This is a genomic window from Pseudomonas sp. MF6747 (assembly GCF_963890955.1).
GTDB lineage: Bacteria > Pseudomonadota > Gammaproteobacteria > Pseudomonadales > Pseudomonadaceae > Aquipseudomonas.
On the sequence record NZ_CAWPSZ010000003.1, the window covers coordinates 62,488 to 85,409 of the forward strand.

Consider the following 22,922-nt stretch of genomic DNA (forward strand, 5'->3'; position numbering starts at 1 on the left):
TGCATCATTCAGGCAACGGTCGACAGGCAAAGGCCAGCAGGTCGCGAATTATAGTTATTTTGTTGTGGTTCTGAAGTAGGAACTTACGCGCAAGACGTAGGAGAAATGAGATAGGTTTGGGGATTATTTTGCTGGGGTGTGTAGTTGGTAAAATGCCGAGGGTTAATAGGATAATTCTTAAGCGACAGGTTGTTCGGATGAGCGTCCATAAGTAGTTACCCACAAAAAAGCCGATGCAATGCATCGGCTTTTTTGTTTGCGGTAATTACCGCAAGGTTACTTATACGTTGAAACGGAAGTGCATGACGTCGCCATCTTTGACGATGTATTCCTTGCCTTCAAGGCGCCACTTACCGGCCTCCTTGGTACCGGCTTCACCCTTGTACTGAATGAAGTCGTTGTAGGCGATGACTTCGGCACGGATAAAGCCTTTTTCGAAGTCGGTGTGGATCACGCCGGCAGCCTGTGGCGCGGTAGCGCCGACCTTGACGGTCCAGGCGCGGACTTCTTCGACGCCGGCGGTGAAGTAAGTTTGCAGGTGCAGCATTTCGTAGCCGGCGCGGATCACACGGTTCAAGCCAGGCTCTTCCAGGCCCAGCGCCTCGAGGAACATGTCTTTTTCTTCGCCGTCATCCAGCTCGGCAATTTCGGCCTCGATCTTGTTGCACACCGGCACCACGATCGCGCCTTCTTCCTCGGCGATGGCCTTGACCACGTCGAGCAATGGGTTGTTCTCAAAGCCGTCTTCAGCGACGTTGGCGATGTACATCACCGGCTTGGTGGTCAGCAGGTGGAAGCCTTTGATCACCGCTTTTTCATCGGCATTCATGCTCTTCATCAGGCTGCGCGCTGGCTTGCCCAGGGTGAAGTGAGCGATCAATTGCTCCAGCAGGCCTTTCTGAACCACGGCATCCTTGTCGCCGCCCTTGGCGTTACGCGCGACTTTCTGCAGTTGTTTCTCGCAGCTGTCGAGGTCGGCGAAGATCAGTTCCAGGTCGATGATCTCGATGTCGCGTTTCGGGTCGACGCTGTTGGAGACGTGAATCACGTTCTCGTCTTCAAAGCAGCGGACCACGTGGGCGATGGCATCGGTTTCACGGATGTTGGCCAGGAACTTGTTGCCCAGGCCTTCACCTTTCGACGCGCCGGCCACCAGGCCTGCGATGTCGACGAATTCCATGGTGGTCGGCAGGATGCGCTTTGGATTGACGATAGCCGCCAACTCCTGCAGGCGCGGGTCCGGCATGGCCACGATACCGCTGTTGGGTTCGATGGTGCAGAAGGGGAAGTTCTCCGCCGCAATACCGGACTTGGTCAAGGCGTTGAACAGGGTGGATTTGCCGACGTTGGGCAGGCCGACGATGCCGCAATTGAATCCCATGGTGTTTCCCCTCGGTAAGAGTCAGGCCTTCTGGCTGTGCAGGTTTTTCATCGCACGGTTCCATTCACCGGCGAAGATATCCGGCAGCACGCCGAGGGCAAAGTCGATGCTGGCATCGAGTTTTTCCTGTTCGGCGCGTGGCGCACGACCCAGGACGAAATTTGAAACCATACTGGCAACGCCTGGGTGGCCAATGCCGAGCCGCAGACGGTAAAAATTATTCTGATTGCCCAGCTGCGCGATGATGTCGCGCAGGCCATTGTGCCCGCCATGCCCGCCGCCTAGTTTGAGTTTGGCAACGCCGGGTGGCAGGTCCAGTTCGTCATGGGCCACCAGGATTTCTTCGGGTTTGATCCGGAAGAAGCCCGCAAGCGCCGCGACGGCTTGGCCGCTGCGGTTCATGTAGGTGGTGGGAATCAGCAGACGAACATCCTGACCTTGATGCGAAAAGCGTCCGGTCAGGCCAAAATATTTGCGATCGGCCACAAGGTTTACGCCTTGGGCGTGGGCGATACGCTCAACAAAAAGGGCCCCCGCGTTATGCCGGGTCTGTTCGTATTCGGCGCCTGGATTTCCCAGGCCAACGATCAGTTTAATGGCAGTCACGACAGGGGCCCTTCCTTTGGAGTTGTGGATAACATCGCCGCAACCTGCGTGCGGCGAAAGTGGACGACAAGAGATCATTTACTCAAGAGTAAACGCCGCGTTATCGCCCGCTTTCTCGCTACGTTTCGGTCCGCGATGTTTCCTCAAGCTCCGGCAATACAGAGTGAATTACTCTGCAGCGCCTTCTTCTTCAGCTTCTGGAGCAACGCGTGGAGCGTGAACGTTGGCAACAGCTTTGTCATCACCGTGAGCCAGTGCGACAAATTCAACGCCTTTAGGGGCCTTGAGGTCGGACAGGTGAACGATTGCGCCGATTTCCAGAGCCGACAGGTCGACTTCGATGAACTCAGGCAGGTCTTTCGGCAGGCAGGTCACTTCGATTTCGTTCAGGACGTGCGAGATCTCGCCGCCTTTCTTGACCGGAGCTTCTTCGCCAACGAAGTGCACTGGAACGATAGCGGTCAGTTTCTGACCGGCTACAACGCGTACAAAGTCAGCGTGCAGCACGTGGCCTTTGGCCGGGTGACGTTGCAGAGCTTTGATGATCACGTTTTGCTTGGTGCCGCCAACGTTCAGTTCGATAACGTGGCTGTAAGCAGCATCGTTTTCGAGCAGTTTGGCGATTTCTTTAGCCAGCATGCTGATGGATTCAGGGGCTTTTTCGCCACCGTAAACTACAGCTGGAACCAGGCTTGCGAGACGACGCAGGCGGCGGCTCGCACCTTTCCCCAGGTCGGAACGCAGTTCAGCATTCAAAGTAAAATCGTTCATGTTGTATCTCCAAAATAACCACATTCGCCCCAGCGTTTGCGACCAGCGCTAAAGGCGATATGGGCAAAAAAGCCCCGCCCCAACAGTATGCTGGGGCGGGGCGCTTTTCGTCAGGTTGATGTCGCTAAGGCGTGAACCTTAACGGAACATCGCGCTGATCGATTCTTCGTTGCTGATGCGGCGAACCGCCTCGGCAACTACCGGTGCGATATCCAATTGACGGATACGCGAACAGGCTTGAGCTGCTGCGGACAACGGGATGGTGTTGGTCACCACCAGTTCGTCCAGCATGGAGTTCTCGATGTTCTCGATCGCTCGGCCCGACAGCACAGGGTGTGTGCAGTAGGCGAAGACTTTTGCGGCACCGTGCTCTTTCAAGGCTTTCGCCGCGTGGCACAGTGTGCCGGCGGTGTCGACCATGTCATCAACCAGAATACAGGTACGCCCTTCGACATCACCGATGATATGCATCACTTCAGAGTGATTGGCTTTCTCACGGCGTTTGTCGATGATCCCGAGGTCAACGCCCAGGGATTTGGCAACAGCCCGTGCACGCACGACGCCACCAATGTCCGGGGACACGATCATCAGGTTTTCAAAGCGCTGGTCTTCGATGTCATCCACCAGTACTGGGGAGCCGTAGATGTTATCTACCGGGATATCGAAGAACCCTTGAATTTGGTCAGCGTGCAGGTCAACCGTGAGAACACGGTCGATGCCTACCACGGTCAGCATGTCAGCAACGACTTTCGCGCTGATAGCCACACGTGCGGAACGCGGACGGCGATCCTGACGGGCATAACCAAAGTAAGGGATTACAGCTGTGATTCGAGTCGCTGAGGAGCGGCGGAAGGCATCAGCCATCACGACGAGTTCCATCAGGTTATCGTTGGTCGGAGCGCAGGTCGGCTGAATAATGAAAACATCTTTACCGCGGACGTTTTCATTGATCTCGGCTGTAATTTCACCGTCGGAGAATTTACCGACAGAGATGTCACCGAGAGGGATATGCAGCTGACGTACGACACGTCGAGCCAGATCGGGGTTGGCATTCCCCGTAAAGACCATCATCTTGGACACGCGCAGTACCTAGAGGCTGAGGGTAACCTGGATGAGTATTAGAAAATGGCAGGGGCGGCTGGATTCGAACCAACGCATGGCAGGATCAAAACCTGCTGCCTTACCGCTTGGCGACGCCCCTGTATCTGTTGCAACGAGTACCCAGTACTCGGTTCCTTTAGAGCAGACTTTGCAGCTTGCGATGCAACATCGAAACGTTGCTTCCCTTTGCTACAAACCCTGTAAGGGTCTCTGTAAGAAGGGCCGAGACTTTATCAGCTTCAGCTTTGCTTGGGAAGCCCCCAAACACACAACTTCCAGTTCCGGTTAATTTTGCTTCGGTAAATTTACCTAACAAATTCAAAGCGTTACGTACCTCTGGATAACGCCTTGCTACAACCGGTAAGCAGTCATTTCGACTGTTTCCCTTGGGAACGGGGCGCACTTTAATGGGAGGAGAGTTACGTGTCAACAGTGGATCTGAAAAAATTTCTGCTGTACTTACAGATACTTGCGGAACAAGCACGACATACCACGGCTCTTCGGGGTATTCCGGGGTGAGTTTCTCCCCCACGCCCTCGGCAAAAGCGGCGTGTCCACGCACGAAAACCGGGACGTCAGCGCCCAGCGTCAGGCCCAGCGTAGCCAAGCGATCGTGGTCCCAACCCAGTTGCCACAAATGATTGAGGCCGAGCAGCGTCGTCGCGGCATTTGAGCTGCCACCGCCGATGCCACCGCCCATGGGCAAAATTTTATCGATCCAGATGTCGATGCCCAGGGGGCAACCGGATTGTTCCTGAAGTTTTTTTGCGGCCTTCACAATCAGGTTGCTGTCGTGGGGCACGCCTGCGAATTCGGTGTGCAGCTGAATCACGCCATCATCGCGTACGGCGAAGGTCAGTTCGTCGCAGTAGTCCAGAAATTGAAACAGCGTCTGCAGCTCGTGGTAGCCGTCTTCACGGCGACCCAGAATGTGCAGCATCAAGTTGAGTTTGGCGGGGGAGGGCAGCGTTAGCGTTGTAACAGTCACGTTTATTGCCCCAGCTTGCGCGGTTGCCAGTCCTTGATCACCAGTGTGACGTCAAGGTCGGTGCCATGCAGCTTGATGCGCTCGGGCAGCCAATAACCCCTCTGTTGCACGTAGCTGAGGTACTCCACCTGCCAGCCGTCTTGCTCCAGCGTGGCCAGCCGACTGTCGCCATTGAGGCTCAGGCGGCTTTTGCTGTCCGGCGCGGGCAAACCGCGAACCCACCACACCAGGTGCGAAACGGGCAGCTTCCAGCCTATTTGCTGCTCCAGCAATTCTTCCGGCGACGCCGCTTCATAGCGTCCCTGGTTGGCCACTTCCAGGCTGACTTGCCCCGGGCGTCCCGTCAGGCGAGCCGCGCCGCGGCCCAGTGGGCCGGACAGGCGAATATCGTAATAGTCCTGGCGCTGCAGCCAGAACAACGTGCCGCTGCCGGAATCTTTTGGCGCGCGAACCCCGACCTTGCCTTCGATCTGCCAGCCATCAATGCTGCTGAGCTGATCCTTGTGTTGTTTCCATTGCGCCGGGTTGCCCTGGCCTTCAACGGATTCGCGAGCGCCGAAACCCGCGCAACCGGCGAGCAGGGCGATGAAGCTGAAAACAATTACGTGGCGCAAGAACATAAGCTTAAAGGGTCTCGGATCCGGTCAGGCGCTTGATGGTGCCGCGCAGGATGGGGCTTTCGGGTTGTTCCTTGAGGAATTTTTCCCAGATTTGTCGCGCTTCGCGCTGCTTGCCATTGGCCCACAGCACTTCGCCAAGGTGGGCGGCCACTTCCTGGTCGGGGAAGCGTTCCAGTGCCTGGCGCAGCAAGCGTTCGGCTTCGTCCAGGTTGCCCAGGCGGTAATTGACCCAGCCCAGGCTGTCGAGTACGGCCGGGTCTTCCGGGTTGAGCTTGTGGGCTTGCTCGATCAGCACCTTGGCTTCGGCGTAGCGCGTCGTACGGTCGGACAAGGTGTAACCGAGGGCGTTCAACGCCATGGCGTTGTCCGGGTCACGCTTGATGATCAGGCGCAGGTCTTTTTCCATCTGCGCCAAGTCATTGCGTTTTTCCGCCTGCATGGCGCGGGTGTACAGCAGATTCAAATCGTCGGGGTATTGCAACAAGGCCTGTTGCAGCAGTTTCCAGGCGCGTTCGCCCTGCTTGTTGGCCGACAAGGTTTCGGCCTGGATCAGGTACAGCTGGATCGCGTAGTCCGGTTCGGCATCGCGCGCTGCGGCCAGGCGTTTTTCCGCCTCGTCGGTGCGGCCGTTGCTCATCAGGATGTCAGCTTGGCGCAATTGCGCCGGCAGGTAGTCGTTGCCAGGGCCGACCTGAGCGTACTCAAGCAGGGCCGCCTGCGGGTCGTTGCGCTCTTCAGCGATACGGCCGAGGTTCAGGTGCGCCGAGTCCACATGGCTTTCGCGTTGGATCAGCTCCTCCAGATAACCCTTGGCCTCGTCCCAGGCTTTGGCCTCCAGGCACACCAGTGCCAGGGAGTAGCGCAATTCATCGTCGTCCGGGTACTGCTGGACCAGATTGGCGAACTGCACTTTGGCGTCTTCCATACGGTCCTGCTCAACCAGCGTGCGCGCATAAGTCAGGCGCAGGCGCTTGTCGTCCGGATACTTCTTGATGCTCTTTTCCAGCAGAGGAATCGCTTCCTTGCCGCGATTGAGGTTCTGCAGCAAGCGCGCACGCAGCAAAATCGGTGCGATCTCGCCGTCTTCCGGCGGGTTCTGCTCCAACAGCTTGAGTGCGGCGTCGGCTTCATCATCCTGTTGCAGCAGCAACGCCTTGCCGAAAATCAGCTGGCTGTTTTTCGGGTGCTTTTGCAGCAGGCGGTCGAAACTCTTCATCAGGCCATTGCGCGTGTCCTGGTCGGTGTCGGCAGCCGACAGCGCGAGGAAGTCGAAATGCGTGTCGCCCTTGCCCAGCAGGACTTTCTCCATATAGACCATGGAGTCGTCATAGCGCCCCGCGCGCGCCAGTTGAATGGCCGCGGCCCGCTGCGCTTCCAGGTCGTCTGGTGCGTTTCTCGCCCAGATCAGCGAGGTGTCCAGCGCAGCCTGGTCAGCGCCCAGGTATTCGGCGATGCGAAACGCACGCTCCGAAATACCCGGATCCTGAGTGTTGATGGCCTGGGTCACGTAGTTATCCAGGGCAATATCGAAACGATTGCGCTGGCCGGCGAGTTCGGCGGTCAGCAGGCTGTAGATCGTTTCTTCATTGAACGAGGAATAAACCTTGGGCTTTTCAGGGGCGGGGGTGCTGTCTTCAACCGGCGGCGTACCGTCCGGCGACACGGGTGCCAAGGCCTGGCAGCCGCTGAGGAAGACAAAAGCAAGGAGCAACGCGGAAGATCTATTCATATAGGAAGAGGACGACTAACCTGCGGTCGGATCATCATGACACAAGCCTTCGGCCAAACATAACCGAGTCTCAGTTGGCGCCTTTATAGACACAAGGCATTAGGACAATAGCCTGCGGTGGTTGTTCTGAATCATGCGAAGTAGGACAATTGTCGGCTTCCCGACATCATCAGCGATATTGAATGGCCTTCCTCGCACTCGGTATTAACCACAAGACTGCTTCCGTAGACGTGCGCGAGCGCGTGGCGTTTACGCCAGAGCAGTTGGTTGAGGCCTTGCAGCAGCTCTGCCGGCTCACCGACAGCCGCGAAGCTGCGATCCTTTCGACCTGCAATCGCAGTGAGCTTTATATAGAGCAGGAACATCTTTCAGCGGATGGGGTGCTGCGCTGGCTGGCCGATTATCACCATTTGAGCCTCGATGACCTGCGCGCCAGTGCGTATGTGCACGAAGAGGATGCGGCAGTTCGTCACATGATGCGCGTCGCCTCAGGGCTCGACTCGCTGGTGTTGGGCGAACCGCAGATCCTTGGCCAGATGAAATCTGCCTATGCCGTGGCCCGCGAGGCCGGCACCGTGGGGCCACTGTTGGGGCGGCTGTTCCAGGCCACCTTCAACTCGGCCAAGCAGGTGCGCACCGACACCGCCATTGGTGAAAACCCGGTGTCCGTGGCGTTTGCCGCCGTCAGCCTGGCCAAACAGATTTTCAGCGACTTGCAGCGCAGCCAGGCCCTGCTGATCGGCGCCGGCGAAACCATTACCCTGGTGGCGCGTCATCTGCACGACCTGGGTGTAAAGCGCATTGTGGTCGCCAACCGAACCCTGGAACGCGCGAGCATTCTTGCCGAGCAGTTTGGCGCCCATGCGGTGCTGCTGTCGGATATCCCGGCTGAACTGGTGCGCAGCGATATCGTCATCAGCTCCACCGCCAGTCAGTTGCCGATTCTTGGCAAAGGCGCGGTCGAGAGCGCGCTGAAGCTGCGCAAGCACAAACCGATTTTCATGGTGGATATCGCCGTTCCCCGCGATATCGAGCCGGAAGTCGGCGAGTTGGACGACGTTTACCTCTACAGCGTCGACGATCTGCACGAAGTGGTTGCCGAAAACCTCAAGAGTCGCCAGGGCGCCGCCCAGGCCGCCGAGGAAATGGTCAGCACCGGCGCTGAAGACTTCATGGTACGCCTGCGCGAACTGGCAGCGGTCGACGTGCTCAAAGCGTATCGTCAGCAGGGCGAACGCCTGCGTGACGAGGAATTGGTCAAGGCCCAGCGTCTGCTGGCCAACGGCAGCAGCGCCGAAGAGGTGCTGATGCAACTGGCGCGTGGCTTGACCAACAAGTTGCTTCACGCTCCCAGCGTTCAGTTGAAAAAGCTTACCGCCGAAGGCCGCCTCGATGCGCTGGCCATGGCCCAGGAACTCTTTGCCCTCGGTGAGGGCGCGTCAGATAGCTCTTCGGATAAAAAACCGCAATGAAAGCGTCACTGCTCAATAAACTGGACGTGCTCCAGGACCGTTTCGAAGAACTGACCGCCTTGCTCGGCGATGGCGAGGTCATCTCCGATCAGGCCAAGTTCCGCGCCTATTCCAAGGAATACGCCGAAGTTGAGCCCATTGTGGCCACCTACAAACACCTGATGAAAGTGCAGGCCGACCTCGAAGGCGCCCAGGCGCTGCTCAAGGACAGCGACCCGGACATGCGCGAAATGGCCGTTGAAGAAGTCCGTGAGGCCAAGGAAAAGCTGGCCGAGCTGGAAGGCGACCTGCAGCGCATGCTGCTGCCCAAGGACCCCAACGACGGGCGCAACGTGTTCCTCGAAATCCGTGCCGGCACCGGTGGCGACGAGGCGGCGATCTTCTCTGGCGACCTGTTCCGCATGTACTCGCGCTACGCCGAGCGCCGTGGCTGGCGCGTCGAGATTCTGTCCGAAAACGAAGGCGAACACGGCGGCTATAAAGAAGTCATCGCCCGGGTTGAAGGCGACAACGTCTACGGCAAACTGAAATTTGAATCCGGCGCGCACCGCGTGCAGCGGGTTCCGGCGACGGAGTCCCAGGGCCGTATCCACACCTCGGCGTGCACCGTGGCCGTGTTGCCCGAGCCGGACGAGCAGGAAGCCATCGAGATCAATCCGGCGGATTTGCGTGTCGACACCTACCGCTCATCGGGCGCTGGTGGGCAGCACGTCAACAAGACCGACTCGGCGATCCGCATCACGCACTTGCCGTCGGGCATTGTGGTGGAGTGCCAGGAAGAGCGTTCCCAGCACAAGAACCGTGCGCGTGCCATGTCCTGGCTGTCGGCCAAGCTCAATGACCAGCAGACCAGCGCCGCCGCCAACGCGATTGCCAGCGAGCGCAAATTGCTGGTGGGTTCGGGCGACCGCTCCGAGCGCATCCGTACCTACAACTTTGCCCAGGGCCGGGTCACCGACCACCGGGTCAACCTCACGCTTTACTCCCTCGACGAGATTCTCGCCGGCGGTGTGGATGCGGTAATCGAACCGTTGCTCGCCGAATACCAGGCCGACCAATTGGCGGCGATAGGTGAATAAATGACCATCATTGCCAGCCTGCTGCGCGCCGCCGACCTGCCCGACTCGCCCACTGCGCGGTTGGATGTGGAGTTGTTGTTGGCCGCAGCCTTGGGTAAATCGCGCAGCTACCTGCACACCTGGCCGGAAAAAATCGTCAGCAGCGAACATGCGCTGACCTTTGCTGACTATTTGCAACGTCGTCGGGGCGGTGAGCCGGTGGCGTATATCCTCGGCCAGCAAGGCTTCTGGAAGCTGGACCTGGAGGTCGCGCCTCACACGCTGATCCCGCGTCCGGAAACCGAGCTGCTGGTGGAGGCCGCGCTGGAACTGTTGCCCGCCACGCCTGCCAGGGTTCTGGACCTGGGCACCGGCAGCGGCGCCATCGCCCTGGCCCTGGCCAGCGAACGTCCGGCCTGGCAGGTTACGGCGGTCGACCGCGTGCTCGAAGCCGTGGCCCTGGCTGAACGCAATCGCCAGCGCCTGCACCTGAAAAACGCCACGGTGTTGAGCAGCCATTGGTTCAGCGCCCTGCAAGGCCAAACCTTCGACCTGATCATCAGTAACCCGCCGTACATTGCCGATAACGATCCCCATCTGGTGGCCGGCGACGTGCGGTTTGAACCGGCCAGCGCGCTGGTGGCGGGGCATGATGGCCTGGATGACTTGCGGTTGATCATTGCCCAATCTCCAGCCCACTTGAATGCGGCTGGCTGGCTGTTACTCGAACATGGCTACGATCAGGCGGCGGCCGTACGTGATCTGTTGCTTGGCGCAGGCTTTGAAGAGGTACACAGCCGCCTTGACCTCGGCGGCCACGAGCGCATCACCCTGGGACGCCGGCCGTGCTGACCGATCAGGAGCTATTGCGCTATAGCCGACAGATTCTGTTGCAACATGTCGACATCGAAGGCCAATTGCGCCTCAAAAACGCCCGCGCCCTGGTTGTCGGCCTGGGCGGTTTGGGCGCGCCTGTCGCGCTGTACCTCGCCGCTGCCGGTGTGGGCGAGCTGCACCTGGCCGACTTCGACACCGTCGACCTGACCAACCTGCAACGCCAGATCATCCACGACACCGACAGCGTCGGGCAGACCAAGGTCGATTCGGCCCTGCGTCGTCTTGCGGCGATCAACCCTGAAGTCAAACTGCGTGCTCACCGCGCAGCGCTGGATGCCGATTCACTGGCCGCGGCAGTAGCGGCGGTGGACGTGGTACTCGATTGCAGCGACAACTTTTCCACCCGTGAAGCGGTGAACGCTGCCTGTGTTGCTGCCGCCAAGCCATTGATCAGCGGCGCAGCGATTCGCCTCGAAGGGCAGTTGTCGGTGTTCGACCCGCGTCGCGCCGACAGCCCCTGCTACCACTGTTTGTACGGGCACGGCAGCGACACTGAACTGACCTGCAGCGAAGCCGGCGTCGTCGGTCCGTTGGTTGGCGTGGTCGGCAGCCTGCAAGCCCTGGAAGCCTTGAAATTGCTGGCCGGTTTCGGTGAGCCGTTGGTGGGCCGCTTGTTGCTGATTGATGCGTTGACCACGCGGTTTCGCGAATTGCGCGTCAAGCGCGACCCCGGTTGCAGTGTCTGCGGGACGCAGCATGGTTAAGAGCGCGCCCATCGGTGTGTTCGATTCCGGCATCGGCGGCTTGACCGTGCTGGACGAAATTCAGCAGTTATTGCCCCATGAAACGCTGCTGTACGTGGCTGATTGCGGGCATATCCCCTACGGCGAGAAAACCCCGGCATTCATTCTTGAACGCTCCCGGCGTGTCGCCGAATTTTTCCGCGAGCAAGGCGCCAAGGCGTTTGTGATTGCCTGCAACACGGCGACCGTCGCCGCCGTCGCCGATTTGCGCGAGGACTATCCGGACTGGCCCCTGGTAGGCATGGAGCCCGCCGTCAAACCCGCCGCCGCCGCCACTCGCAGCGGCGTGGTCGGTGTACTCGCCACCACCGGCACCCTGCAAAGTGCCAAGTTCGCCGCTTTGCTTGATCGCTTCGCCACCGACGTGCGTGTGATCACCCAGCCGTGCCCGGGCCTGGTGGAGTTGATTGAAAGCGGCGACCTCGACAGCCCCGAGCTGCGCCAGATGTTGCGCGGCTATGTCGAACCGCTGCTCAGCGCCGGTTGTGACACGATTATCCTGGGCTGCACCCACTATCCCTTCCTCAAGCCGCTTCTGGCGCAGATGCTTCCCCAAAGCATCATCCTGATCGATACCGGCGCTGCCGTGGCACGCCAGCTCAAGCGTTTGCTGGGCGAGCGTGACCTGTTGGCCAGCGGCAACCCTGAGCCGGCCCGGTTCTGGACGAGCGGTAATGTCGATCATTTAAGAAATATCCTACCCACACTATGGAAGCATCCCGGAGTTGTGCGAAGCTTCGACGCGTGAAAAATTCGTGAAATACCGGGGTTAGACGCTGAACTTCTGGCTATGCGCGCGCTTCTATAGCGAGTTAGCTTGTACAAAACCATACAACTTCGTTCTCAAGGACTGTTTCTTATGAAGCGCTTGTTCTGTTTGGCTGCGATTGCGGCCGCCGTGGTAGGACACTCTGTTTCGGCCCAGGCCGCTGGCCTGGAATTTGGTGTGGGGAGCACCAGCGATTCGACCATGACCTATCGGTTGGGGCTGACATCGGATTGGGATAAAAGCTGGTGGCAGAGCGATACCGGCCGGCTGACCGGCTACTGGAGCGGCGCTTACACCTATTGGGAGGGCGACAAACGTGCGGGCGCCAGCAGCCTGTCGTTCTCGCCAGTGTTTGTGTATGAGTTTGCCGGGGCATCGGTAAAACCTTACATCGAGGCCGGCATCGGGGTGGCGGCATTCTCGCGCACGCGCCTTGAAGACAACAACATCGGCCAGTCCTTCCAGTTTGAGGACCGCCTGGGCTTTGGTTTGCGTTTTACCGGTGGGCATGAGGTGGGCATTCGTGCCACGCACTATTCCAACGCGGGCATCAGCAGCAATAACGACGGCGTAGAAAGCTACGCGTTGCACTACACCATGCCGCTGTAAACCTCAGCGCAGTTTTCCAGAACCCTGCAAAACCAAATGTGGGAGCGGGCTTGTTCGCGAAGGCGGTGTATCAGTCAATTATTCGGTGACTGACACCCAGCCTTCGCGAGCAAGCCCGCTCCCACATTTAATCCTCGTAACGTTCAGCGCTAGCGATACGCCGTCGCAATTCCTTCACGCTCGGTCAGGCATTCCGGCGCACCCATCTCGAACTCCCGGCAGATCAGCGGCCGTCGCTCGTAAATCGTGCACATCATGGTGTCCCGGTCCAGCGCCGCACACCAGCCATCATCCAGACGCAGCATCACTTCGCCGCCCCAATCGTCGGTATCGATATAGCGCTCCGGCACGCCGGTGTCGGTGATAAGCATCACTTCCAATTGGCAGCAGCAGGCCGCGCACGTCGAGCAAGTGACGGCGGGTTCGGTGATTTGTGTGTGGGGGATGTTGGTCATAGGCGCGCAGTGTAAGGCAAGCGTGTCAGGTAGGTGTAAAAGCTCTGACGGACGTCAGTGCCCCAGTTGTCGGGCGATCCAGTGCAGCACCGGGAACACCAGCGCCCAAAGCAGCGCCAGGCCGACCAGGGTTGGCGCCGTGCCGTAACCGAAACTCACGCCGGCCAATTGGCTGCCCGCGTAATAAGACAACGGCCCGCCGACTGCGCCCAACACGCTGGCGCGCCACCAGGGCTGGGCACTCCAGGCCAGGCAATGGCGTAGCGTGGTGGCGAGCAACGCCCACAGCAGCACCAGCCAAAACGGAATCAGCGGCCCCGGAAAACTGAAATGAAAGACGCCAAAGGTGCGCAATGCGGTATCCACCACAGTGCCCAGCAGCGTGACGGCGAGGATCACCCGGCCTTCCCGCGACCACGAACCTATCCACAGCAGGTGGATGGCCAGCACTGCACCGACCACCAGCAACCATCCGCTGTCGCCCCCCAGCACACAGGCAAACCAGCCGCACTGGAACAGTACGGCGTTCGCCAGCGATTTAAGCACTGAAGCGCCCGAGCAAGGGTGGGTTGATTGCCGCAGGTTTTGCCAGCAGCAACTGCGCGGTGCCTATCGTACGTTCCATGAACCCACCTTCGCAGTAGCACAAATAGAATTCCCACAAGCGCAGGAAGTATTCATCGTAGCCCAACTCGGCGAGTCGGCCATGGGCGCGGCGGAAGTTCTCATGCCACAGGCGCAGGGTTTTTGCGTAGTGCAGGCCGAAGTCTTCCATGTGCAGCAGGTTCATGTCGGTGTCGCGGCTGACGATGTGCAGCATGTTCTGCACGCAGGGCAGGGCGCCGCCGGGGAAAATATAGCGCTGGATGAAATCGACGCTGTTCTTGGCCTGCTCAAAACGCTGCTCGCGAATGGTGATGGCTTGCAGCAGCATCAGGCCGTCGCTCTTGAGCAAATGCGCGCACTGCTTGAAGTAGGTCGGCAGGAAGCGATGGCCCACCGCTTCGATCATCTCGATGGACACCAACTTGTCGTATTGACCGGTCAGGTCGCGGTAGTCCTGCAACAACAGGGTCACCTGGTCCTGCAGTCCCAGGGCCTCGATGCGCTTTTGGGTGTAGGCAAACTGCTCTTTGGACAAGGTGGTGGTGGTGACTTTGCAGCCATAGTGCTGCGCTGCGTACAGCGCCATGCTGCCCCAGCCGGTGCCGATTTCGAGCAGATGGTCGGTGGGCTTGAGTGCAAGCTTTTGGCAGATGCGCTCCAGCTTGTTCAATTGCGCCTGTTCCAGGGTGTCATCGGGCGTCAGAAATTGCGCCGCCGAGTACATCATGGTCGGGTCGAGGAATTCTTCGAACAGGTCGTTGCCCAGGTCATAGTGGGCGGCGATGTTTTTCTGCGAGCCCTTGCGCGTATTGCGGTTGAGCCAGTGCAGGCCTTGAGTGAAGGGGCGTGCCAGGCGCGCCAGGCCACCTTCCATGGCGTCGAGCACCTCAAGGTTGCTGACCATCACGCGCACCACGGCGGTCAAGTCCGGGCTGGTCCAGTAACCGTGGATAAACGCCTCGCCGGCGCCGATCGAGCCGTTGGCCGCCACCAGACCCCACACTGCCGAGTCGAGGATCTGGATTTCCCCCAGCAGGTGCGCTTCGCGGGCGCCGAACACTTGGCGTTCGCCGTCCTCGATCACCACCAGTTGGCCGTGGCGCAGTTGGCTGAGTTGGCGCAGCACGGCCTTGCGCAGCAATGCGCTGGTCATGCCGTTGACGTTCAGGCGATTGGTCTTGACCGATAAGCTAGGGGATTTCATGGCGGCGATCCTTGGTATACCCGACTGCGGTGCGAGAGGCGCCATCGGCGGCCTGATGGGAAAAAATCGGTGTGCGTTTGAGCAACAGGCGCATGGCCTGCCAGTAAATGGCCAGGCACGTCTTGGCGGTCATCCACGGGAAGCGCCACAGGTAGCGATGCAGGCTGGCGCGGTTCAACGCCTCCTTGTGCAGGCTCAGCGTGGCGTCGAAAACCTTCAGCTCACCTTGCCAGTCGGCCATGTGCACGCCGAGCTTGGCGGCGGGCGGGCTGAAACTCATGCGGTATTCCAGGTCGCGCGGCAAAAACGGCGACACATGGAAGGCCTTGGCCACGGCGAAGTGCTGATGCTCATCGGCGCCGAGCGCCTGAGCCGGCAGCACGTAGTGATAACGCTCGCGCCATGGGGTGTTGGTCACTTCACACAGGATCGCGGCCAGTTGCCCATCGGCCTCGAAGCAGTAGAAGAAACTCACCGGGTTAAAAGCCAGGCCCCAACTGCGAGCCTGGGTCAGTAGGCAGATAACGCCCTGGGGCTCGCGCCCCAGTGCCTTGCCAACTTCCTGGCGCACGGCATCGCTCAAGCTCATGCCGTGGCGCGTGAATTCACGCAGGTAATCCTGCTGGCGAAAGCCGAAGGGCGCCAGGCGGCCGGCGCCGGCCAGGGGCGACAGCCCGAGCACTTCGTCCTGTTCGCTTAAATCCAGGTACAGCAGGCCGATGCGGTAGCGAAAGGCGTGAGCCTTGGGCGCAAACCGGCGATGGGCGATCCAGCCGCTGTACAGGGCGCTGTTCACAGGGTTTCTCCAAAGGCTTGAGCCACGCGCAATGCGCTGACCACGCCGTCTTCGTGGAAACCATTGGCCCAGTAGGCGCCGCAAAAAAAGGTGTTGCGCGTGCCCGCCAATTCTTCCCAGCGCGCTTGGGCAGCGACCGCCGCGAGGCTGTATTGCGGGTGCGCGTAGGTGAAGCGCGCGAGGATCTTCAGCGGGTTGATCATTGGCGTCTGGTTAAGGCTGACGCAAAAGGTGGTGGCGCTGTCGATGCCTTGCAGAATGTTCATGTCGTAAGTGACGGCGGCCTGGGTTTGGGTATCGCCGGTCAGCCGATAATTCCAGCTGGCCCAGGCGAGCTTGCGGTCCGGCAGCAGGCGCGTGTCGGTGTGCAGCACCACATCGTTGTCGGCGTAAGGCAGCGCGCCGAGGATTTCCTGTTCAGCCGTGCTGGGGTCGGCCAGCAAGGCCAGGGCCTGGTCGCTGTGGCAGGCCAGCACGACCCGGTCAAAGGTCTCGCTGCCGGCGGCGCTGTGGATCACAACGCCGTCGTCGGTACGCTCGACGTTATGCACCGGGCAATTAAGGCGCACCTGTTCGCTAAAGCTGCGCGTCAGCGGTTCGATGTAGCTGCTCGACCCGCCCTCGATTACGCACCACTGCGGCCGGTTGTTCACCGAGAGCAAACCGTGGTTCTTGAAAAAGCGCACAAAGAACTGCAACGGAAAGCCGAGCATGTCAGCCAGGGACATCGACCAGATCGCCGCGCCCATCGGCACGATGTAATGGCGGATAAAGCGTGGGCCGTAGCCGCCGGCTTCGAGGTAATCGCCCAGGGTCATCTCGGCGCTGATGCGCTGTTCCTGCAGGTCCAGCGGTGCCTGGCGATTGAAGCGCAGAATGTCGCGCAACATGCCCCAGAACCCTGGCGACAGGATATTGCGGCGTTGGGCAAACAGGCTGTTGAGGTTGTTGCCGTTGTACTCGAATCCGGCGCTTTGGTCGCACACCGAAAAACTCATTTCGGTGGGTTTGAAGGTGACGCCAATCTGCCCCAGCAAGCGAATGAAGTTGGGGTAGGTCCAGTCGTTGAACACGATAAACCCGGTGTCCACCGCGTAGCGTTTACCCTCAACCGTGACGTCGACCGTGTGGGTATGCCCGCCGATGCGCTCGCCCGCTTCGAACACCGTGATGTCGTGGCGACGGCTGAGCAGGTAAGCGCTGGTCAGCCCGGCGATGCCGCTGCCGATAATGGCGATCTTCACAGGTCGTCCTTCTTCGGTGGCGGGCTGCGCAACATGCGTTTGCCGATGATCAGTTGCGCACGGTTGGGCAGCTTCGACAGCGGCCACAAAGTGGCGATAAACATGGCGGGAAAGGCAATTTCCAGCGGACGTTTTGCCAGCTTGGCGAAGATATGCCGCGCGGCCTTGTCGGCGGACCAGCTCAGGGGCATCGGGAAGTCGTTGCGTTCGGTCAGCGGGGTGTCGACAAAGCCCGGGCTGATCACCGTGACGTCAATGTTCTCCGGCGACAGGCTGATGCGCAGGGATTCGAACAGGTAGCGCAGCCCGGCCTTGGACGCACCATAGGCTTCGGCGCGGGGCATGGGCAGGTAGGTGACAGCGCTGGCCACGCCGACCAGGTGCGGGGAATGCCCGGCGCGCAACAGCGGCAGCGCAGCTTCGATGCAATAGCTGCTGGCCAGCAAGTTGGTGCGCACCACGTACTCGACAATCGATGCATCAAATTGCTTGGCATCGACATATTCACAGGTGCCAGCGTTGAGAATCACCGTATCGACGGAGCCCCAGACCACGCCGATGTGCTCGCCGATCTCACGCACGGTCTGGCTGTTGGTCAGGTCCCCAGCCACCACCAGCACTTGGCCTGGATAACGTTGGGCGAGGGCTTCCAGCGGGCCTTTCGTGCGTGAGCTGAGGGCCACGTGGGCGCCGCTGTTGAGCAGCTCCACGGCCAGCGACGCGCCGATGCCACTGCTGGCGCCGGTCAGCCAATATCGGCGAGGCGGTGTAAGGCTCATCCCATTCTCCTTTTCAGCCAACTGACGACGCGGCCGAGTACTGGCAGGTGTTCGTAGAGCAGAGCGCCTGCATCGAAATAATCCCGGTGCCGGTACACCTTGTCGCGCCACATCAGGTGTGAGCAGCCTTCAACCCGGATCACCTTGCCGCTGTTCAGGCGCGGGTGGCAAAAACTCATCTTCCAGCGCAGGTAGCCTTCGCCTTCGGCCACTTGGTCGAAGCCGTGAAAGTCAAAACGCAGCTGGCTCACATTGCCATACAGCTCGGTGAAGTAGCGGTGCAGCGCCGTCAGCCCGTGCACTTCATGCAGTGGGTCGGTGAAGGCGATGTCCTTGCTGTAGAGGCTGTCGAGCAGGTGCAGGTTATGCTTGTCCAGCGTCGCAAAGGCCTGGGCGAACCGGTGCAGGAAGTCACTCATGTTCGGCAACTCCCTGGCGCGAGGGCAGGCTGCGGAAGGCAGCCAGGGCGCGCTCGCGGGACTTTTTCAGGTCGACGATAGCGCGTGGGTAGTCGGCCACGCCAAACAGGCCGCCGACCGCCTCGGGGTTGTGCACTTCCTTCTTGTTCAGCGCCGCCAGTTCCGGCAGCCAGTGCTTGATGAACACGCCTTCGCTGTCGAATTTTTCCGACTGGCTCAGCGGGCTGAAAATCCGGAAATACGGCGCCGAGTCGGTGCCGGTGGAGGAACTCCACTGCCAGCCGCCGTTGTTGGCAGCCAGATCGCCGTCGATCAGGTGGCGCATGAAGAAGCGCTCGCCTTCGCGCCAGTCGATCAGCAGGTTCTTGGTCAGGAACATCGCGACCACCATGCGCAGGCGATTATGCATCCAGCCGGTTTCGAGCAACTGGCGCATGGCGGCGTCGATGATCGGCAAGCCGGTGCGCGCTTGCTGCCAGGCGGCGAGGTCCTTGGGCGCATCGCGCCAGGCCACCGCTTCGGTCTCGGGACGGAAAGCGCGGTGGCGCGACACTCGTGGATAGCCGACCAGAATATGTTTGTAGAACTCGCGCCAGAGCAGCTCGTTGATCCACGTGATCGCGCCGATATCGCCACTTTCAAACTCGCCCTGGTTGGTTTGCAAGGCGGCATGCAGGCACTGGCGGGGCGAGACTACGCCGGCGGCAAGGTAGGCGGACAGTTGGCTGGTGCCGGGTTTGGCCGGGAAGTCGCGCTCATCTTTGTAGTAGCTGATTTGTTGATCAGCGAAAGCGTCGAGACGGCGGCGTGCTTCGTCTTCACCGGCCGGCCAGAGCGCGCGCAAAGCTTCGCCGGGCGGCTCGAACCCTTCGACCTGTGCAGGTATCGGATCGCTTTTCAGCTTGATCGGCGCCTGGGCGTTGGGTGTCGCCACCACGCGGGGAAGGGCGCTGTGCAGGCGGCTGTAGCAGACTTTGCGGAACTGGCTGAAGACCTGAAAGTACGTGCCGGTTTTGGTCAGCACGCTGCCGGGCTGGAAGAACAATTGGTCCAGGTAGCTGTGGAACGTCACGCCCTGGGTTTCCAGAGCCTGGGCCACGGCGGCATCGCGGCGGGTTTCGTGGATGCCGTATTCCTCATTGACGTGGACCGACTCGACTGACAGCTCCCGACACAGCGTGCCCAGTACGGCGGGCGCCTGGTCCCAGGTCGCGGTGGTGCGGATCAGCAGGGGAATGTTCAGCTCGCCGAGCGCCTGGCTCAAGTGCTGCAGGTTGCGCAGCCAGAAGTCGACTTTGCACGGCGCGTCATCGTGGGCCAGCCACTGTTCGGGAGTGATCAGGTACACGGCCGCAACCGGGCCTCGCTGGCAGGCGGCGGCCAGGGCGGTGTTGTCGTGTAGGCGCAGGTCGGTGCGCAGCCAGATCAAATGCATTTAAAGAAGTCCACGCTGGATCAGAATCAAGTGGGCCGACAACGGGTCTTCGGCCACGAACAATTCAGGGGTTTCACGGGTTAATACGGCCAACTCGGCCTGGTGGATGCATACCGTTGGTCCGGCAATCAGCGTCGGGCAATCGACGCCGCCCAGCAGTTTGGTGAGCGTCGACACCTGCAGGGCCTTGCTCGAATACAGCAGCACGGCCCGCGGTTGCAGGTGCTCCACCGCTAACGCCAACTCACCGACCGGCAACGGCCAATCGAAGACTTCCACTGGGCAATCGGCGCTGCTGGCCAGCCAGGCGCTGAGCCACACATGCGGCTCCAGCGGCAAGTCCGAGTGGTTGACCAGCAGCAGCGGGGCGCCTTGCAGCTGGCGATTGTTGTGATAGATGCGCGCACCGAACTTGCTGCGCAGCCAGGACAGGAAAAATACCCGCTCCATTTGCGCGCCGAACTGGCCTTGCCAGCGTTGTTCGAGTTCCTGGAGCAGCGGCAGCAGCAGCTGCTCGCACAGGGTACGTGGCGGGTACAACGCCATGGCTTGGTTGAACGCATCGTCGACCCGGCGCTCGGCCAACGCGCTGATGGCGTTCACCAGGTTCTGACGCAGGGCGTGCCATTCGTTTTCGACGGTGTCGGGGCTGGCTTGGGCCGAGTCGATCAAGCCTTTGACCTGGCTGACGGGCACGCCGCGGTTGAGCCAGGTCAGGATGGTGTGGATGCGTTGCACGTGTTCGGCGCTGAACAGCCGGTGGCCCTTGGGCGTGCGCTGGGGCACGATCAGGCCGTAGCGGCGTTCCCAGGCGCGCAGGGTCACGGCGTTGACGCCGGTCTGGCGCGCCACTTCGCGAATGGGCAGCCAACCGTCCTGGAGGGCTTGGGCGATGTCTTCGCCGGGTTCGTCTTGCAGGTCAGCTTTCATAATGTACTTTTCATGGGTCAGATCGCATTACGCAGGCTGAGGTTTTCAGGGTGCGGTTGCAGGTAGGCCTGCTGCGCGATGTAACGGTCCGGGTGTTGGCGGAAGTGGTGTTTGAGCAGGGTCAATGGCACCACCAGCGGTACGATGCCGGTACGGTACTGGCCGATGACGGTTTGCATTTCCTGCTTGTCGTCGGCGCTGATGGCCTGTTTGAGGTAGCCGCTGATGTGTTGCAGCACATTGGTGTGAGTGCCGCGGGTGGCGCATTTTTTCAGGCCGGTCATCAGCTCGCTGAAATAGCCGGCGGCCAGTTCGTCGAGACGGGTGTCCTTGCCCATGCTGCCCAGCAGGTGGCCGAGGCTTTTGTAATGCACCGGGCTGTGGGCCATCAGCAGGTATTTGTAGCGCGAGTGAAATGCCAGCAGGCGGTGGCGGGTCAGGCCCTCGGCCAGCAGTTGTTGCCAGCTGGCGTACACAAAGACGCGGGTCAGGAAGTTCTCCCGCAACACTGGGTCATTCAGCCGACCGTCTTCTTCCACCGGCAGGTTGGGGTGGCGTGCGCAGAACGCCTGCGCGTAGATGCCGCGCCCGCCGCCGTCGACAGGTGTGCCGTTTTCACGGTAGACCTTGACCCGTTCCAGGCCACACGACGGCGACTTCTGCATGAAGATGTAGCCACACAGGTCGGTGTGTTCCAGCGCCATCTGCTGGCCGTATTCGTCCAGTGGCTGCGTAACGTTGAGTTCACGGCGCACCGTGCCGACGGCCTGCGGCTGGGCAGGGTCGCCCACCAGGCGGATCGGTTCGCGGGGGATGCCCAGGCCGATTGCAACTTCAGGGCACAGCGGCACAAAGTCGAAGTAGTCAGCGAGCGTCTGGCTGCACAGCAGGGATTGTTTGTGTCCGCCATTGAAGCGCACGTTCTCGCCTAACAGGCACGCGCTGATGGCGATCTTCGGTTTTCCAGTGCTGGACATGTTCAAACCTCTCCGAGATTCCTGTACAAACTCTTGAGTCTGTACAACTAAATCTCATCATAGGTTTGATGCTGTACAAGTCAAATATTTTGTACAAGTATTTTCAGGCGAACTACTTCCAGCCAATTCGCCAGTCTTCGGCATTTTGCAACGTTTGCCAGGCCAAGCGTTCAGCACGGCGAGTCATGACGGCTTGCAGCTCGATTTCCAGCACAGTGCCTTCCTCGTCACGGAACAATTCTGTGACCAAGAAGTGTTTCTCCTTGTTGCGAGGACGAGCTGCCGTCCACTTCGACAGCAGCAGTTTGGCGGGATTGATGCGGTTCATTGCAGGTGCTCGATCAAACGTCGCGCCGCTTCCTGGCCGCTGAGCCAAGCGCCTTCGACCCGACCGGACAGGCACCAGTCGCCGCACACATACAAGCCCAGGTCAGCATCGGCCAGTACCCCGAATTCATGCGCGCTGGAGGGGCGCGCGTACAGCCAGCGATGCGCCAGGCTGAAAGAAGGCGCGGGCATGGCACTGTGCAGCAGCTCTGCGAAGGCGCCGTGCAGGTGTTCGATCACGGCTTCTTTGGGCAAGTCCAGGTGCGCCTTGCTCCACGCGCTGGTGGCGTGCAGCACCCACGTGTCGAGGGTGGTATCGCGTCCCGGTTTGCTGCGGTTGCGCGCGAGCCAGTCAAGCGGGCTGTCCTGGACGAAACAGCCTTCCATTGGTGTATCCAGAGGTTTGTCGAAAGCCAGCGCGATGGCCCAGGTTGGGTCCATTTTCACACCCGCAGCGGCACCCGCCAGCTTCGGCGCGGCGGCGAGCAGCGCGGTGGCCTGGGGTGCCGGCGTGGCAATCACGACGTGACTGAACGGGCCGTGATTGCCGCCGTCGGCGTCCAGCAGGTTCCAGTGCTGTTTGCCCTGGAACACTTCGGTGATGCGGCAACCGAATTCCACCGGCAAATCATCCAGCAGCGCACGGGTGATAGCACTCATGCGCGGCGTACCCACCCAGCGGATTTGCTCGTCGGGAGAGGGGGTGAGCTGACCGGACTTGAAGTTGTACAGCTGGGGTTTCCACTGCTCGGCCCAGCCATGGCTTTGCCAGCGTTGCACTTCGTTGACGAAGCGCCGGTCGCGGGCGGTGAAGTATTGCGCACCCATGTCCAACGCGCCGGCATCGCTGCGCTTGCTGGACATGCGGCCGCCGCTGCCGCGGCTTTTATCGAAGAGTTGTACAGCGTGCCCCGCGTCTCGTAACGCTCGGGCGGCGGAGAGACCGGCGATGCCGGTGCCGATGATCGCGATGGGAACAGTCATGGGAGGCCTCGTTTTACCGTTG

At 60.4% G+C, this 22,922-nt stretch carries 25 protein-coding genes and 1 tRNA gene; 6 read left to right on the forward strand and 20 right to left on the reverse strand.

What is annotated here, in order from left to right:
* Nucleotides 1-280: 280 nt before the first annotated feature.
* The 8 genes from ychF to AACW30_RS03995 all read right to left on the reverse strand — a co-directional run bounded on the left by ychF (nucleotide 281) and on the right by AACW30_RS03995 (nucleotide 7,196).
* Complete coding sequence (ychF, locus tag AACW30_RS03960; protein WP_101266309.1) at nucleotides 281-1,381, reverse strand: redox-regulated ATPase YchF; 1,101 nt, start codon at nucleotides 1,379-1,381, stop codon at nucleotides 281-283.
* Nucleotides 1,382-1,402: 21 nt separating this feature from the next.
* Entirely contained in the window at nucleotides 1,403-1,987 is a 585-nt protein-coding gene (gene pth, locus AACW30_RS03965; protein WP_010213318.1) for an aminoacyl-tRNA hydrolase, read from the reverse strand.
* A gap of 168 nt (nucleotides 1,988-2,155) precedes the next feature.
* Nucleotides 2,156-2,758 (reverse strand): 50S ribosomal protein L25/general stress protein Ctc, encoded by a 603-nt coding sequence (locus AACW30_RS03970; RefSeq protein WP_106578554.1) that lies wholly within the window; start codon nucleotides 2,756-2,758, stop codon nucleotides 2,156-2,158.
* A 138-nt stretch (nucleotides 2,759-2,896) separates the two neighbouring features.
* Nucleotides 2,897-3,838, reverse strand: a complete 942-nt coding sequence (locus AACW30_RS03975) for a ribose-phosphate pyrophosphokinase (protein WP_003208392.1) — start codon at nucleotides 3,836-3,838, stop codon at nucleotides 2,897-2,899.
* A 46-nt stretch (nucleotides 3,839-3,884) separates the two neighbouring features.
* Nucleotides 3,885-3,959, reverse strand: a tRNA-Gln gene (locus AACW30_RS03980).
* Between the two features lie 36 nt (nucleotides 3,960-3,995).
* On the reverse strand, nucleotides 3,996-4,847 hold the full coding sequence (gene ispE / locus AACW30_RS03985; protein WP_200624328.1) for a 4-(cytidine 5'-diphospho)-2-C-methyl-D-erythritol kinase: 852 nt from the start codon (nucleotides 4,845-4,847) through the stop codon (nucleotides 3,996-3,998).
* A 2-nt stretch (nucleotides 4,848-4,849) separates the two neighbouring features.
* A complete protein-coding gene (lolB, locus tag AACW30_RS03990; protein WP_200624329.1) occupies nucleotides 4,850-5,467 on the reverse strand; it encodes a lipoprotein insertase outer membrane protein LolB in 618 nt (205 codons plus the stop codon).
* A gap of 4 nt (nucleotides 5,468-5,471) precedes the next feature.
* Entirely contained in the window at nucleotides 5,472-7,196 is a 1,725-nt protein-coding gene (locus AACW30_RS03995; RefSeq protein ID WP_106578557.1) for a tetratricopeptide repeat protein, read from the reverse strand.
* Between the two features lie 182 nt (nucleotides 7,197-7,378).
* Between AACW30_RS03995 and hemA the strand changes: the two genes are divergently transcribed.
* The 6 genes from hemA (at nucleotide 7,379) to AACW30_RS04025 (ending at nucleotide 12,744) form a co-directional block, all read left to right on the forward strand.
* Complete coding sequence (gene hemA / locus AACW30_RS04000; protein WP_169368177.1) at nucleotides 7,379-8,668, forward strand: glutamyl-tRNA reductase; 1,290 nt, start codon at nucleotides 7,379-7,381, stop codon at nucleotides 8,666-8,668.
* The gene (prfA, locus tag AACW30_RS04005) at nucleotides 8,665-9,747 is read left to right on the forward strand and encodes a peptide chain release factor 1 (protein ID WP_169368178.1); all 1,083 of its coding nucleotides are present in this window, start codon (nucleotides 8,665-8,667) and stop codon (nucleotides 9,745-9,747) included. The genes hemA and prfA overlap by 4 nt, the downstream gene beginning before the upstream one ends.
* Nucleotides 9,748-10,578 carry a peptide chain release factor N(5)-glutamine methyltransferase gene (gene prmC, locus AACW30_RS04010; protein ID WP_200624330.1) on the forward strand — a complete coding sequence of 277 codons (831 nt, stop codon included), beginning with the start codon at nucleotides 9,748-9,750 and terminating at the stop codon, nucleotides 10,576-10,578.
* Nucleotides 10,572-11,327, forward strand: coding sequence for a molybdopterin-synthase adenylyltransferase MoeB (moeB, locus tag AACW30_RS04015; RefSeq protein WP_200624331.1), 756 nt, complete (start codon nucleotides 10,572-10,574; stop codon nucleotides 11,325-11,327). Before prmC ends, moeB begins: the two co-directional genes overlap by 7 nt.
* The gene (gene murI / locus AACW30_RS04020; RefSeq protein WP_200624332.1) at nucleotides 11,320-12,114 is read left to right on the forward strand and encodes a glutamate racemase; all 795 of its coding nucleotides are present in this window, start codon (nucleotides 11,320-11,322) and stop codon (nucleotides 12,112-12,114) included. Before moeB ends, murI begins: the two co-directional genes overlap by 8 nt.
* Nucleotides 12,115-12,225: 111 nt before the next feature.
* Entirely contained in the window at nucleotides 12,226-12,744 is a 519-nt protein-coding gene (locus AACW30_RS04025) for an acyloxyacyl hydrolase (RefSeq protein ID WP_106578563.1), read from the forward strand.
* A gap of 149 nt (nucleotides 12,745-12,893) precedes the next feature.
* Here the strand turns inward: AACW30_RS04025 and AACW30_RS04030 are convergent, their stop codons facing one another.
* The 12 genes from AACW30_RS04030 to AACW30_RS04085 all read right to left on the reverse strand — a co-directional run bounded on the left by AACW30_RS04030 (nucleotide 12,894) and on the right by AACW30_RS04085 (nucleotide 22,900).
* The gene (locus AACW30_RS04030; protein WP_016977069.1) at nucleotides 12,894-13,199 is read right to left on the reverse strand and encodes a YkgJ family cysteine cluster protein; all 306 of its coding nucleotides are present in this window, start codon (nucleotides 13,197-13,199) and stop codon (nucleotides 12,894-12,896) included.
* 54 nt (nucleotides 13,200-13,253) lie between these two features.
* Nucleotides 13,254-13,745, reverse strand: a complete 492-nt coding sequence (locus AACW30_RS04035) for a DUF2878 domain-containing protein (RefSeq protein WP_200624333.1) — start codon at nucleotides 13,743-13,745, stop codon at nucleotides 13,254-13,256.
* Nucleotides 13,738-15,009: an SAM-dependent methyltransferase gene (locus AACW30_RS04040; RefSeq protein WP_106578565.1), complete on the reverse strand. Its 1,272-nt coding sequence runs from the start codon at nucleotides 15,007-15,009 to the stop codon at nucleotides 13,738-13,740. Before AACW30_RS04040 ends, AACW30_RS04035 begins: the two co-directional genes overlap by 8 nt.
* Nucleotides 14,996-15,805 (reverse strand): DUF1365 domain-containing protein, encoded by an 810-nt coding sequence (locus AACW30_RS04045; RefSeq protein ID WP_124416390.1) that lies wholly within the window; start codon nucleotides 15,803-15,805, stop codon nucleotides 14,996-14,998. Before AACW30_RS04045 ends, AACW30_RS04040 begins: the two co-directional genes overlap by 14 nt.
* Nucleotides 15,802-17,049, reverse strand: a complete 1,248-nt coding sequence (locus AACW30_RS04050) for an NAD(P)/FAD-dependent oxidoreductase (RefSeq protein WP_200624334.1) — start codon at nucleotides 17,047-17,049, stop codon at nucleotides 15,802-15,804. Before AACW30_RS04050 ends, AACW30_RS04045 begins: the two co-directional genes overlap by 4 nt.
* Entirely contained in the window at nucleotides 17,046-17,828 is a 783-nt protein-coding gene (locus AACW30_RS04055; protein WP_106578568.1) for an SDR family NAD(P)-dependent oxidoreductase, read from the reverse strand. The genes AACW30_RS04050 and AACW30_RS04055 overlap by 4 nt, the downstream gene beginning before the upstream one ends.
* Entirely contained in the window at nucleotides 17,825-18,247 is a 423-nt protein-coding gene (locus AACW30_RS04060) for a nuclear transport factor 2 family protein (protein ID WP_119736480.1), read from the reverse strand. The genes AACW30_RS04055 and AACW30_RS04060 overlap by 4 nt, the downstream gene beginning before the upstream one ends.
* Complete coding sequence (gene phrB / locus AACW30_RS04065) at nucleotides 18,240-19,682, reverse strand: deoxyribodipyrimidine photo-lyase (RefSeq protein ID WP_200624335.1); 1,443 nt, start codon at nucleotides 19,680-19,682, stop codon at nucleotides 18,240-18,242. Before phrB ends, AACW30_RS04060 begins: the two co-directional genes overlap by 8 nt.
* Complete coding sequence (locus AACW30_RS04070) at nucleotides 19,683-20,612, reverse strand: MerR family transcriptional regulator (RefSeq protein WP_119736484.1); 930 nt, start codon at nucleotides 20,610-20,612, stop codon at nucleotides 19,683-19,685.
* A gap of 17 nt (nucleotides 20,613-20,629) precedes the next feature.
* Nucleotides 20,630-21,589, reverse strand: a complete 960-nt coding sequence (locus tag AACW30_RS04075; protein WP_119736486.1) for a YbgA family protein — start codon at nucleotides 21,587-21,589, stop codon at nucleotides 20,630-20,632.
* Between the two features lie 112 nt (nucleotides 21,590-21,701).
* Nucleotides 21,702-21,917 carry a TIGR02450 family Trp-rich protein gene (locus tag AACW30_RS04080; RefSeq protein WP_106578573.1) on the reverse strand — a complete coding sequence of 72 codons (216 nt, stop codon included), beginning with the start codon at nucleotides 21,915-21,917 and terminating at the stop codon, nucleotides 21,702-21,704.
* Nucleotides 21,914-22,900, reverse strand: coding sequence for an NAD(P)/FAD-dependent oxidoreductase (locus tag AACW30_RS04085; RefSeq protein ID WP_200624336.1), 987 nt, complete (start codon nucleotides 22,898-22,900; stop codon nucleotides 21,914-21,916). Before AACW30_RS04085 ends, AACW30_RS04080 begins: the two co-directional genes overlap by 4 nt.
* Nucleotides 22,901-22,922 lie beyond the last annotated feature (22 nt).